This window comes from Actinopolymorpha singaporensis, from assembly GCF_900104745.1.
Taxonomy (GTDB): Bacteria; Actinomycetota; Actinomycetes; order Propionibacteriales; family Actinopolymorphaceae; genus Actinopolymorpha; species Actinopolymorpha singaporensis.
Map to the genome: position 1 here is coordinate 5,738,352 of NZ_LT629732.1, position 13,134 is coordinate 5,751,485.

11 protein-coding genes are annotated in these 13,134 nt (G+C 70.1%); 3 read left to right on the forward strand and 8 right to left on the reverse strand.

The window, feature by feature from the left end:
• The first annotated feature begins 275 nt into the window (after positions 1-275).
• Complete coding sequence (locus BLU27_RS25645) at positions 276-2,306, forward strand: ABC transporter ATP-binding protein (protein ID WP_241827636.1); 2,031 nt, start codon at positions 276-278, stop codon at positions 2,304-2,306.
• Complete coding sequence (locus BLU27_RS25650; RefSeq protein WP_092656162.1) at positions 2,306-4,126, forward strand: ABC transporter ATP-binding protein; 1,821 nt, start codon at positions 2,306-2,308, stop codon at positions 4,124-4,126. The genes BLU27_RS25645 and BLU27_RS25650 overlap by 1 nt, the downstream gene beginning before the upstream one ends.
• Positions 4,127-4,175: 49 nt before the next feature.
• Here the strand turns inward: BLU27_RS25650 and BLU27_RS25655 are convergent, their stop codons facing one another.
• The 6 genes from BLU27_RS25655 to rpsB form a co-directional block, all read right to left on the reverse strand.
• A complete protein-coding gene (locus BLU27_RS25655) occupies positions 4,176-4,766 on the reverse strand; it encodes a histidine phosphatase family protein (protein WP_092656163.1) in 591 nt (196 codons plus the stop codon).
• Between the two features lie 2 nt (positions 4,767-4,768).
• Positions 4,769-5,668: a phosphatidate cytidylyltransferase gene (locus BLU27_RS25660; protein ID WP_241827637.1), complete on the reverse strand. Its 900-nt coding sequence runs from the start codon at positions 5,666-5,668 to the stop codon at positions 4,769-4,771.
• Positions 5,669-5,708: 40 nt separating this feature from the next.
• Positions 5,709-6,263 (reverse strand): ribosome recycling factor, encoded by a 555-nt coding sequence (gene frr, locus BLU27_RS25665; protein WP_197681990.1) that lies wholly within the window; start codon positions 6,261-6,263, stop codon positions 5,709-5,711.
• 190 nt (positions 6,264-6,453) lie between these two features.
• The gene (gene pyrH, locus BLU27_RS25670; RefSeq protein WP_092656164.1) at positions 6,454-7,203 is read right to left on the reverse strand and encodes a UMP kinase; all 750 of its coding nucleotides are present in this window, start codon (positions 7,201-7,203) and stop codon (positions 6,454-6,456) included.
• A gap of 114 nt (positions 7,204-7,317) precedes the next feature.
• The gene (gene tsf, locus BLU27_RS25675) at positions 7,318-8,139 is read right to left on the reverse strand and encodes a translation elongation factor Ts (RefSeq protein ID WP_092656165.1); all 822 of its coding nucleotides are present in this window, start codon (positions 8,137-8,139) and stop codon (positions 7,318-7,320) included.
• Between the two features lie 74 nt (positions 8,140-8,213).
• Positions 8,214-9,170, reverse strand: coding sequence for a 30S ribosomal protein S2 (gene rpsB, locus BLU27_RS25680; RefSeq protein ID WP_092656166.1), 957 nt, complete (start codon positions 9,168-9,170; stop codon positions 8,214-8,216).
• A gap of 472 nt (positions 9,171-9,642) precedes the next feature.
• Between rpsB and BLU27_RS25685 the strand changes: the two genes are divergently transcribed.
• The gene (locus tag BLU27_RS25685) at positions 9,643-10,695 is read left to right on the forward strand and encodes a M23 family metallopeptidase (protein WP_092656167.1); all 1,053 of its coding nucleotides are present in this window, start codon (positions 9,643-9,645) and stop codon (positions 10,693-10,695) included.
• Positions 10,696-10,740: 45 nt separating this feature from the next.
• On the opposite strand, the gene BLU27_RS25690 is transcribed toward BLU27_RS25685, so the two are convergent.
• Entirely contained in the window at positions 10,741-12,009 is a 1,269-nt protein-coding gene (locus BLU27_RS25690; RefSeq protein ID WP_197681580.1) for an aminotransferase class V-fold PLP-dependent enzyme, read from the reverse strand.
• Between the two features lie 32 nt (positions 12,010-12,041).
• Positions 12,042-13,106, reverse strand: coding sequence for a tyrosine-type recombinase/integrase (locus tag BLU27_RS25695; RefSeq protein WP_092656168.1), 1,065 nt, complete (start codon positions 13,104-13,106; stop codon positions 12,042-12,044).
• Positions 13,107-13,134: the final 28 nt, after the last annotated feature.

Sequence of the window (13,134 nt, forward strand, 5' to 3'; positions counted from 1 at the left end):
GAATTCACTTTCCCCAAGCGGATCTCGAAGGTCCCTGCAGGAATTTCCGAGCCGGTCCGGTGAATGATTTCCGCAGGCCGCGGAATTCGCATCCTCAGTGGGCACAGAATTCGTGTCGCGCACCTTACCAGCGACCACCGACAACCTGATTTTCCCCAGGAATCCCCTTGGCGGACGGCCCGGGTTTCGTGCTAGAAAGTCCTGGTCTCACGCGCGGAGCCGGCACCGGACACGATCGTGCGACCCCCACCCCGTTGGTTCCTCGGAGGAAGCTCGTGGCCACGCCCAGATCGGAGTTCACCGTCGCCGACCAGCGACGGTCCGACCTTCGCGGTCCGGTTCGCTGGATCCTGTCCCATCCGCTGCGTCACCGCCGCTACGCCACCGGGTTCCTGCTCGGCTCGCTGATCATGGTGGTGCTCAACTCCGCGATCCCTGGGCTGACGGGTTCGGCGTTCGACGCGGTGACGGCCGGCGGTGACGAGGGTCGACGCAAGCTCGCCGGCATCGTGGTCGCACTGGTGGCCCTCGTTCTCCTGCGCGGTGTCTTCGATCTCATCGCCCGGCTGTGCACCGAGGTGCTCGCCAAGCGCATGGAGCGCGACGCACGCGAGGAGCTCTACACCAGCCTGCTCGGCAAGAGCCAGACGTTCCACAACCGGCAGCGGGTCGGCGACCTGATGGCCCGCGCCGCCAACGACGTCCGACAGCTGAGCACGATGATCTCCCCCGGCTTCGACCTGATCGTCGACTCGATGCTGCAGGGGCTCGTCCCGATCATCTTCATCGCGTTCATCGACCCCCGGCTGCTGCTGGCCCCGGTGCTGTTCGCGGTGTCGTTCTACTTCGCGATCCGGCACTACATGCGCCGGCTCAACCCTGTGTCGACCGCGATGCGCGACCAGTTCGGAAACCTCAACGCCGGCCTGAGCGAGGCCGTGCGCGGCATCGAGGTGGTCAAGGTCACCGCGCAGGAGGAGCAGGAACGCCGGCGGTTCGAGACCAACGCCCGCACCTACCGCGACTCCTTCGTCAAGCAGGGCATGATCCAGGCGCGGTATCTCCCGACGCTGCTGCTCGCGGTCGCCACCGGCGGCGCGCTCCTGCACGGGCTGGTGCTCTACCGCGCGGGCAACCTGTCGCTGGGTGACCTGGTTGCCTACCTCGGCCTGATGGGCCTGCTCGGGTTCCCGACCGGCATCTCCATCTTCTCGTTCTCCCTGGTCCAGATCGGGATCGTCAGCGCGCGGCGCATTCTCACCCTGATCCAGGAGGAGACCGAGCTCGACCAGAACACCGCCGGTCACCAGGGCGCCATGCGAGGCGAGATCGTCTTCGAGAACGTCTCCTTCGGCTACGGCGGGGAGCCGGTCATACGTGATCTCAGCTTCCGCGCCGAGCCTGGCCAGACGATCGCGATCGTCGGCGAGACCGGGTCGGGCAAGAGCACCCTCACCAAGCTGGTCAACCGGATCTACGACGCCGACGAGGGCCAGGTGCTGATCGACGGGGTGGACCTGCGCGACTGGAATCTCGACTCCCTCCGGTCCCAGATCTCCACCATCGAGCAGGACATCGTGCTGTTCTCGCGGCCGATCGCTGAGAACATCGCGTTCAGCCTCGGGCAGCGGGCGCACCGCGACGACGTGGTTCGGGCGGCCAAGGACGCCCAGGCCCACTCGTTCATCGAGGAGCTCGAGGACGGCTACGACACGGTGATCGGCGAGCGAGGCGTCACGCTGTCCGGCGGGCAACGCCAGCGGCTGGCCATCGCCCGTGCCCTGCTCACCGACCCGGCCGTCCTCATCCTGGACGACTCGACCAGTGCCATCGACAGCGCCACCGAGGACGAGATCCAGCAGGCGATCCGGCGGATCCTGCAGGGCCGCACCACCCTGCTCATCACCCACCGGCTGTCCCAGATCCGCTGGGCCGACAAGGTGCTCCTGATCCAGCGCGGTGCCCTCGTCGACCAGGGGACCCACGACGAACTCCTCCAGCGGTGCGCGCTGTACCGCCGGATCTTCGCGCACTACGACGAGGTGGCCCACCCCGAGGCGGTGCCCGCGGAGATCGGTGCCGGCGGGATCGTCGAGCCCTCGTTCGAGCCCGACGAGGCTGATCGGGACGGGATCCTCCAACCCGCCGGCGAGCGGGTGGGTGCCGGCGCGCGAGCGCACGACCACCCGGCGACGGTGACGGCCGACGGGCACCACCCCCACCACCCCGGGCAGAGCGACGAGCCCGCGCGCTCCGGCAGGCACCGGAGCCCGGCCAACCCGGTTCACGACGGCGAGGAACTGTAATGGGCTTCCTGATGGACGGCCTCTCGGCCGAGGACTACGACCGCACCTACTCCGACCGTGACCTCGTCCGGCGCATCCTCGGCTACTTCCGGCCGAAGCTGCCGGCCATGTCGGTGGTCGCGGGAATGCTGGTCCTGACCTCGCTGCTGCAGGCGGTGCTCCCACTGGTGATCAGCTGGGGCCTGGACCGGGTGGTCAAGGACGATTCCGCCAACTTCATCGCGATCCTCGTGGGGCTCATCCTGCTCTCCGGCGTCTTCGCCTGGGTCACCAACTTCGTCCGTCAGGCGTTCAGCGCCCGGGTCGTCGGTGACGTGGTGCTGCAGCTGCGGGAGGACGCGTTCGCCGCGACGCTCAAGCGCGACCTGTCCTTCTACGACGAGAATCCCTCCGGCAAGATCGTCAGCCGGGTCACCTCCGACACCGACGACTTCGCCAACGTCGTGACCCTGACGATGAACCTCCTCAGCCAGCTGCTGCTGGTCGGCGTGATCACCGGCCTGCTGTTCGCCCGCGACGTCGGCCTCGCGTTGCTCACCCTGGCACTCACCCCAGTGGTCATCGCGCTCGCGCTCGCCTTCCGACGGCTCGCCCGCGACACCACGCGCAAGGCCCAGCGGTCCCTGGCCCGGGTCAACTCCAACGTCCAGGAGACGATGGGCGGCATCGCGGTCGCCAAGAACTTCCGTCAGGAACAAACGATCTACGACGAGTTCAGGCCGATCAACGACCAGAACTACCGCGTGACCCTGCGGCAGGGAATGGTCTTCGGGGCGATCTTCCCGCTGCTCTTCCTGGTCGCCGGGCTCGGCACGGCCATGCTCGTGCATGTCGGCGGTCACAGCGTGCTCGACGGCCGGGTGTCGGCGGGCGACTGGTACCTCTTCCTGCAGGCCGTCGCGTTGTTCTGGTTCCCGCTGACCAGCATCGCGTCGTTCTGGTCGCAGTTCCAGCAGGGTCTGGCCGCGGCCGAACGCGTCTTCGCTCTGATCGACGCGACTCCGCGGGTGCTGCAGACCAACCCCGGGCCGGTGGGCCGGCTCACCGGTGAGATCGAGTTCGCGGACGTGACGTTCGGCTACGTGCCCACCCAGCCGGTGCTCGACCACTTCTCGCTGCACATCCGGGCCGGGGAGATGATCGCGCTCGTCGGCCACACCGGCGCCGGCAAGTCCACGCTCGGCAAGCTCATCACCCGCTTCTACGAGTTCCAGGGTGGTCACATATACCTCGACGGCCGCGACATCCGGTCGCTCGACCTGCACGACTACCGCCGTCAGCTCGGCGTCGTCCCGCAGGTGCCGTTCCTGTTCGCCGGCACCGTGGCCGACAACATCCGCTACCCCCGACCGGAGGCCGGCGACGAGGAGGTCCGCCAGGCGGCGCGGCACATCGGCAACGGTGACTGGCTGGCCGCGCTGCCGGAGGGGCTGGCCACCGAGGTCGGCGAACACGGGCAGGCACTGTCCATGGGGCAGCGGCAGCTGGTCGCCCTTGCCCGGCTGCTCATCCAGGACCCGGCCATCGTCATCCTCGACGAGGCAACCGCGAGCGTCGATCCGCTGACCGAGGCACAGATCCAGGAGGGGCTGGACGTCGTGCTCGAAGGACGTACGTCGATCGTGATCGCCCACCGGCTGTCCACGATCCAGCACGCCGACCGGATCGTCGTGCTCCGCGACGGCGGGATCGTCGAGGAAGGCGACCACGTGTCGCTGATGCGGCGAGGTGGCCAGTACTGCGAGGTCTACAACACCTATTTCCGCCACCAGTCGCCGAACTATCGGCCGGGCACCGGGTTCGTCCCCGTCGGCACCTGATCCGCAGGACGCGCGCGCGATCAGGAAGGGTCCGACGCAGGACGCTGGGTCAGGAAGGGTCCGGAACGGGCTCGCCGGCTCCCCACGGTGAGACGATCTCCGCGATCTCGCCGTCGACCCGGAGGGCGCAGTGGTCCGGCATCCGCAGCCGCTCCCACGCCTGCAGGTCGGGGGGACGTCGCGTCAGGGCCGCGACCACCAGAGTCCAGGCCGTACCGTGACCGACGAGCACCACGTCGTCGTCCGGGCAACTGTCGGTGATCCGCCTGACGGCACCCACCACCCGGTCGGCGGTGGCGGCAGCAGCTTCCCACCCGGGTGCTGCCGGAACCTCCGGCTCGGACATGCACCGCCGGACCAGCGCCGCCCATTCCTGCGCACCCAGCCACGGCTGTGCCGGCCGGGTCATCTCGCGCAGGCCGTCGACGAAGCCGACGGAGGTGCCGGTCAGCGCCCGGGCGGTGGCCCGCGCCTTAGGCTCCGGGGAGGAGAACCACCGCGCTCCCACCGGGAGCTTCCCGGACTCGCGCAGCGCGGTCAGCCCGGCGCCGGCGTCGGGATGCAGCGGCCACTCCTCGGCCGGGCGGGCGTCGTCCGGCGCGGACCGGCCGTGGCGTACGAGATGGATCATCTGGGTCATGCTCAGGTCACCACCGGCACCAGCAGGCTCAGCACCAGCCAGCTCACCAGGGCGGTGGGCAGCAGCGAGTCCAGGCGGTCCATCACCCCGCCGTGCCCGGGCAGCAGGCTGCCCATGTCCTTGATGCCCACGTCCCTCTTCAGCATCGACTCCACCAGGTCGCCCAGCGTCGCGGTGATCGTGGCGGCCGCACCCAGGATCAGCCCGGCCCACCAGGAACCCTCCAGCAGAACCATCACGCCGACCACACCGATGGCCAGACAGAAGACGGCCGAACCGGCCAGTCCCTCGTAGGTCTTCGCGGGACTGATCGAGGGCGCCAGCGGATGGCGCCCGAAGAGTACGCCCGCGGTGTAGCCGCCGATGTCGCTGGCGACCGTGACGGCGACGAAGACGACGACCCGAAGCGGACCGTCCTCCGGCCGGAGCATCAGCATCGCGAATCCGGCGAGGAACGGTACGTACATCGCCACGAACACACCGGCGGTCACGTCGCGGACGAAGCCGTCTCGCCCTCCGGCCAACCGGCCCATGCAGAGCGCGAGCGCGGTCAGCCCGAACGCACCCACGAGTGCAGGGGTCTGCCCGACGTACGCACCGACCAGCATTCCGATCACCCCGGCCAGGAGCGGCACCAGGGGAAGCCGTACGCCGGCCGGCTGGAGAGCACGGGACAGTTCGATGACGGCGATGCAGACGGCGACCACCACGAAGCCGACGAACACGGCCTTGACGATGAACAGCGAGGCGAGCACCACCACGCCCAGCAGCAGACCGACGCCGATCGCCGCCACCAGGTTGCGGCCCGGGCGGGGACGTGGGCGCGCCGGGACGACGTCCTGCCCGGAGTCGGCGGGGGACGGGTCGCCGCCGGAAGAGGGATGGGTCACGATTTCCTGCACCGGCAGCTTCCTCGCAGGTCGTGCGGTCGCGGAGCCACGCCTAGACCTCGAGGATCTCTTCTTCCTTGTGCTTGAGAACACCGTCGACCTGCTCGACGTACTTGCGCGTCAGCGAGTCGAGGTGTTTCTCCGCGCGAGCCACGTCGTCCTCGCCGGCCTCACCGTCGCGCGAGAGGCGGTCCAGCGTCTCCTTCGCGTGCCGGCGGACGCTGCGGACCGAGACCCGTGCCTCCTCCGCCTTCTGGCGGGCGAGCTTGACGTACTCCTTGCGGCGTTCCTGGGTCAGCTCCGGCAGCGAGATCCGGATCACGTTGCCGTCGTTGGCGGGGTTGACACCAAGGTCGGAGTCGCGGATCGACTTCTCGATCGCCGACATGGCGTTCTTGTCGTACGGGGAGATCACGACGAGCCGGGCCTCCGGGATCTGGAAGGAGGCAAGCTGCTGGATCGGCGTGGGCGTGCCGTAGTACTCCGCCTGGATCTTCGCGAACATTGCCGGATGCGCGCGACCGGTCCGAATCGCGGCGAACTCGTCTTTGGCAAAGTCAACTGCCTTGCCCATCTTCTGTTCCGCGTCGCGGAGGGTCTGGTCGATGGTCACGGTCGCGGTCTCCTTCGTCCTCGGTTGCCGGCCTCCGGCCCCGGGGGCGCTCCGGCAGGGGTTTGGCGTACACGAGTGCTTTGGGCGTCAGGTGTCGCGTTCGGCACGTCGTTCGCTCCGTGGACGGAACCGCGCAGGCGCCGCGAGGCCGACCACTTCGCTCACTGCGACCCGAACCGCTCCGTCAGGAGTCGGCCGAGACGAGCGTTCCGATCCTCTCACCCCGAACGACCCGAGCGATGTTGCCGTCCTCGAGCAGGTTGAAGACGATGATCGGCAACCGGTGCTCCATGCACAGGCTGAACGCGGTCGCGTCCGCGACCCGCAACCGCCTGCGCAGGCACTCGCCGAAGCTGATCTGCTCGAACTTCGTCGCCTCGGGCACCTGCTTGGGGTCGGCGTCGTAGACGCCGTCGACGGAGGTGGCCTTCAGCAGCACGTCGGCACCGACCTCGAGGGCACGCTGCGCGGCCACCGTGTCGGTGGAGAAGTACGGCATGCCGGAGCCGGCGCCGAAGATGACGACCCGGCCCTTCTCCATGTGGCGGATCGCCCGCCGCGGGATGTATGGCTCGGCGATCTGCCCCATGGTGATCGCCGTCTGCACGCGGGTGTCGACGTGCTCCTTCTCCAGGAAGTCCTGAAGCGCCAGGCAGTTCATCACCGTGCCCAGCATGCCCATGTAGTCGGCGCGGGCCCGGTCCATGCCGCCCTGCTGGAGCTCGGCGCCGCGGAAGAAGTTGCCACCGCCCACGACGACCGCGACCTGCACGCCACTGCGTACGACGTCGGTGAGCTGCTTGGCGATGCTCGCGACGACGTTCGGGTCGACGCCGAGCCGGCCGCCGCCGAACACCTCACCGGACAACTTCAGGAGAACGCGGTCGTAGGGGCGCTCCTGCGGGGCTGAGGGCGGGATCGCTGCGGCCGTCATCGGCGTGTTCCCCTTGGTACGGCCTTCACGATCCCGCCTCCTGTCCAGCTGAGGGTTGATGTCAGTCGCGCCGGCGGAGTGCGGACTGTGCCCACCGCCGGCGCGCTGGGCAGCTCAGGACTGGCCGACCTCGAAGCGCACGAAGCGCTTCACGGTCACCCCGGCGTCACTGAGGACCTGGCCGACCGTCTTGTGCTGGTCGTGGACGGAGGGCTGCTCCACCAGAACCGCGTCCTTGAAGAAGCCGTTGACGCGACCCTCGACGATGCGCGGGAGCGCCTGCTCGGGCTTGCCCTCGGAGCGGGCGGTCTCCTCGGCGATCCGCCGCTCGCTCTCGACGACCTCGGCGGGTACGTCGTCGCGGGAGGCGTACTGCGGGCGCATCGCGGCGATCTGCATCGCCGCGCTCTTGGCAGCATCCTCGTCGGCACCTTCGTAGGCGACGAGGACGCCGACCTGCGGAGGCAGGTCGGTGGCGCGCCGGTGGAGGTAGACCGCGGTCGGTCCGTCGAAGACCGCCACGCGGCCGATCGCGAGCTTCTCACCGATCACCGCGGCGAGCGCGTCGACGGCCTCGCCGGCGGTCTTGCCGTCGGGGAGCGTCGCCGCGGTCAGCGCCGGGGCGGAGTCGACCTTCGCGTCGGCCGCGGCGGCGGCGAGCTCGGCACCGAGCGCCTGGAACTGCTCGTTCTTGGCCACGAAGTCGGTCTCGCAGTTGAGCTCGACCAGGGCACCGTCCTTGGCGACGACGATGCCGTTGGCGGCGGTGCGCTCGGCTCCGCGCTTGGCCGCCTTGGCCGCGCCCTTGACCCGCAGGATCTCGACAGCGCGCTCGAAGTCGCCGTCGGCTTCCTGGAGGGCGTTCTTGCAGTCCATCATCCCGGCCCCGGTGGCTTCCCGGAGCCGCTTCACGTCGGCTGCTGTGATGGTGCTCATCTGAAGTGGATCGCTCTCTTGCTCAGTGGGCGTCTGTGGAGTGCCTCGAACTCAGGCGGCTTGCGCTGCCGGGCTCAGGCGTTGCCGTCGGACTCGCCGGCCGGAGCTTCAGCGGTGGCGGACGCCTGCGCCGGAGCGGCCTGCTCGGAGCTCGCGGCCTCGGTGCCGGCGGTCTCGGTGCCGGCGGTCTCGGTGCTCGCCGGGGCCTGCTCGCCGTTCGCCGCCTTCTCGGCCTCGCCACCGGCCTCGGCCTCCGAGCGTGCCAGCAGCTCCCGCTCCCACTCGGGCAGCGGCTCCTCGGCACCGAGCTCGGCGCCCGCCTGCGGCTCCTCGCCGCCACCGGCGCGGGCCATCAGGCCGTCGGCGACCGCGTCGGAGATGATCCGGGTGAGCAGCGAGACCGAACGGATCGCGTCGTCGTTGCCCGGAATCGGGAAGTCGACCTCGTCCGGGTCGCAGTTGGTGTCCAGGATCGCGATGACCGGGATACCGAGCTTCTTGGCCTCGTCGACGGCGAGGTGCTCCTTCTTGGTGTCGACGATCCACACGGCGCTGGGCAGCCGCTGCATCCGGCGGATACCGCCGAGCGTGCGGTCGAGCTTGTCCCGCTCGCGACGAAGCTGCAGGAGCTCCTTCTTGGTCATGCCCGAGCCGGCCACGTCGTCGAAGTCGATCTCCTCGAGCTCCTTGAGACGCTGCAGCCGCTTGTAGACGGTCTGGAAGTTGGTGAGCATGCCGCCCAGCCAGCGCTGGTTGACGTAGGGCATCCCGACCCGGGTCGCCTGCTCGGCGATGGCCTCCTGGGCCTGCTTCTTCGTACCCACGAAGAGCACCGAGCCGCCGTGGGCCACGGTGTCCTTGACGTACTGGTACGCACGGTCGATGTACGACAGCGACTGCTGCAGGTCGATGATGTAGATGCCGTTGCGCTCGGTGAAGATGTAGCGCTTCATCTTCGGGTTCCAGCGCCGGGTCTGGTGTCCGAAGTGAACGCCGCTCTCGAGCAGCTGCCTCATCGTGACGACGGCCATGGCCGTAAGTCCTCCTCTGCGCTCCGTGGGAGCGCGCTCTCGGTTCGGTGGCCTCGACCCGGTTGGTCGTGCCCCTGACGCCCGCGCACACCCAAGCCCCGCCTGGCTTCATGCCCGCAGGGACCGAGAGGTGTGCCCGCGTCGTCGGAACGACTTGGAGAGCGGGCGTGCGTAATGTGTTGCTCTGATATCGGTGATGTCGCTGATATCGAGTTGTGGTGCTTCGTCGTACTTGCTGTGCTGACATCCCGTCCGGACCGGCAGGCCCGAGCCCCGACCCGGAGTGCACGGTGGCGTACTCCGAGACGGCGGGTAGACGGATTGCCCGGTGAAGTGTACTCGATCGCCGGAGTTGGCCCCGGCCCCGCGTCCCGGCGGCTGGTTTCCGTCCACAGCACCCCGACCGGCTGCGGCGTCCACAGCGGCCGCCTCCTTTCGGGCAGGCCGCGCCGCCGCTCGAAACGATCAGCCCATGACTCCCTCCCACCCCTGTTCCGCACGTCCGGCGCTCCCACGTGGCGCCGCCTCGTCGATCATGGCCGGTCTCGTGCTCGTGGTGCTCCTGGCGAACGCGACGGCCGCGTCCGCGGCCGCATCGGCCCCGGCGCCGGCACGCTGGGTGTGGCCGCTGTCTCCGCGCCCGGAGATCGGCCAGCGCTTCGATCCGCCGGACGCCCCGTGGGGCCGGGGCCATCGCGGCGTCGACCTGCTCGGCTCCGACGGCCAACAGGTCCGGGCCGCGGGTGCGGGGGTGGTCACCTATGCAGGACTCCTCGCCGGCCGCGGAGTCGTCTCCGTCCGCCATGGAGACCTCCGTACGACCTACCAGCCGGTGAGCCCGGACGTCCCGGTCGGCGCCCACGTCGACGCCGGTGACGTGGTGGGTTCGCTGCGCGCGGACGGCAGCCACTGCGCACCGCGAACGTGCCTGCACTGGGGGTTGCTCCGCGGCGACGACTACCTGGACCCGCTGTCCCTTCTCGGCACCGGCCCGCCGCGCCTGCTCCCCCTCGACGTGCCGCGCACCACCGGGGTGCCGCTGACGACGGCGCGGTGGACGCCGTTCACCCTGCCGTCACATTGGGAAGTCCCAGCCGACCTGGCCGCGGGCTCGCCGGGCGTCCCCTCCCAACCGGCCGACTCCGCCCAACCGGGCGAGTCCTCCCTGGAGACGGAATCGTCGCCAACAGGGCCACCGATGGCGCTGCCGTCGCTCGCCGTGCCCTCTCCGAGTCCCAGGGACCCGGACCGGCAGGGCCGTCGGCTCGACGCCCGCGCTCCCGAGATCCCCACGCTGCTCACCACGGTCATGGCTCCCGCGGCGGGTGCGCTCGCCGGGGCGGTCGCGGCGGGCCTGCTGGTCCGGCGCAGCAGCACACCGATGAGCCGGCCACCGTTACCGCCTTCTCCGCCGCCCACCCCGGCGTTCGGGCCCGCGCGCCGGTTGCACCTGCGCCGCCGGCGACGTCCGGCGCCGGTCGTGGACCTCGCCTCGATGCGCCGCCGGTCCGGGCGTGCGGCCTGACAACGAGATGCCGGCGTGCGCACCGCGCTGGACCTGGGACATGCCCTAGCCCAGGATCTGGGCGAGGCCGGTCGCGAGTCGCTCGTACTCCTCGGCCGCGTTGTACGCCTGGGCCGAGACCCGCAGGAACCCGCGGTCACGCCAGCAGGTGACAGCCGCCTCGACCCGCAGGTCCTGCGCGATGCGGGCGGACAGTGCGCGCGCACCTTCCTCGTCGGTGGCGACCCCAGCCGGCAAGGGGATGATGCGCATCGACAGCTCGGCCGCGCCTCCGGCGGCCTGCCACCCCACGCCGAGAGCGGTGCCCACCACCTGCTGCCCGTAGGCCGCCAGCGCGTTGTTGTGGTCGCGCAGCCGCTTCGGCTGCCAAGCAGCGAAGAAGTCGAGCGCGTCGGGAACGGCGAGCCAGGCGGAGTCGTCGGCGGTTCCCTGCTGGTCGAACGCTGCCGGAAACTGGTGTGCCTCGTTCCAGGAGGCGACCAGCGGGCGGATCCGGTCCCGCCACGGCTGGGCGATCCACAGGCCGGCGACCCCGCGGGGGGCAAACGCCCACTTGTGGAAGTTGCCCACCCAGAAGTCGGCCCCGAGTGCTTCGACCTGAACCGGCAGCATCCCTGGTACGTGTGCGCCGTCGACCAGGGTCGCCACGTCTTGTGCCCTCGCGGCGGCGGCGATCCCCGCGACCGGGAACAGCCGCGCGGTCTGGGAGGTGATCTGGTCGATGATCAGGAGGCGCGTGCGGCTGGTGAAGGCGCCCACGACCGCGCTGGTCACCTCCTCGTCGGAGGCGAGCAGATCGACCTGGGCGGTCACCACCCGCGCTCCCGCCGAGCGCGCCCAGCGGTGGGCGGCGAGAGTCACCGCTCCATAGCTGTGGTCGGTCAGGACCACCTCGTCGTCCGGCCTCAACGGGAACGAGGCCAGCACCGTGCTCACGCCCGCGGTCGCGTTGCCGACCAGACCCACGGAGCCCGGCGCGGCACCGAGAAAGGCGGCCGCGCGCTCCCGGGCATGCTGGACCGCGGGGACGCGTACCTCGCGGTAGTAGTTCATCGGGTTCGCGTCCGACAGGTCGCGCCACCGGGTCTGGGCGGCTCGAACCACTCGCGGGACAGCACCGAAGGACCCGTGGTTGAGATGCGCTCGGCCAGGATCGAGATCCCATGCCGAACGAGGGTTTCCCCAGTCGGGCGCGCCCGCCGAGTCTGACTTCGCCGTCGGCGCCTCACCGGTCATCGCCGTCACGTCCCAGGTCACGACGGGCGATTGTGCCACGCTCACCACGCTGGACGTACGCCCCACGCTCGTGCGCATCTGGACAACCCCTGGGTGCGCGCGTTCGGCCCTCAGGCGCGCGGATGCGCCTGCTGGTACACCTTGCGCAGCCGTTCCGCGGAGACGTGGGTGTAGATCTGCGTGGTCGCCATCGAGGCGTGTCCGAGGAACTCCTGCACGGTGCGCAGGTCGGCGCCACCTTCGAGCAGGTGGGTCGCGACCGAGTGGCGCAGGCCGTGTGGTGCGAGGTCGGGTGCGTCCGGAACGTCGGCCAGCCTGGCGTGCACCAGCCTGCGGACCGTGCGCTGGTCGAGCCGCCCACCACGTACCCCGACAAACAGCGCGGGCCCGCTCCGGTCGGTGCACAACCTGCCGCGGGCCGTCCGCAGGTAGTCGTTCAGCGCCTCGGCCGCCGGGACCCCGAACGGCACCGAGCGTTCCTTGCGCCCCTTGCCGAGCACTCGTACCAGCCGGCGGCCCTGATCGATGTCGTCGACGTCCAGGGCGACAAGTTCGCCGACCCGGACACCGGTCGCGTAGAGAAGTTCGAGAACAGCGCGGTCGCGACTTCCGACGGGCGACCCGTCGTCGCTGGCGACGGCGGCGACCCGCAACAGTCGACCGGCCTCGTCCTGGCGGAGCACGCCCGGCAGAGTGCGGCGCGGCTTGGGCGAACCGAGCAGCAGCCCGGGATCTTCGGGCAGGACTCCGGTGCGGTGGGCCCAGGCGGTGAAGGTCCGGGCCGCCGCCGCGCGGCGGGCGAGGGTGGTTCGGGCTCGGCCCCCGGCCTGGATCCCGGCCAGCCAGTCGCGAAGCAGGTGGATGTCGATCAGGCCGAGCGGGCCGGTCGCGGCCTCGCCTCCTCCACCAGAGTGTTCATGGTCCTTCTCAGCGGCTCCGTCACCGTCCGCGGCACCGGGGTCGACCGCATCACCGCCCTCGTCCGCCCCAGCGGTGCTCCGGACGGACTGCACGTGCTCGAACAGGCTCCGGATGTCGCCGAGATATGCCCGAACCGAGTGCTCGGACAGGTCACGCTCAGCCTGGAGGTGGCGGGCGAAGGCAGCGAGCGTGGACTCGGCCCACTCGGGTCCGGGCCGACCGGGGGCGCGTTCGGCTTTCACAACTACGACCATGCCGCATCCGACGTCTTCACGGGAGGGC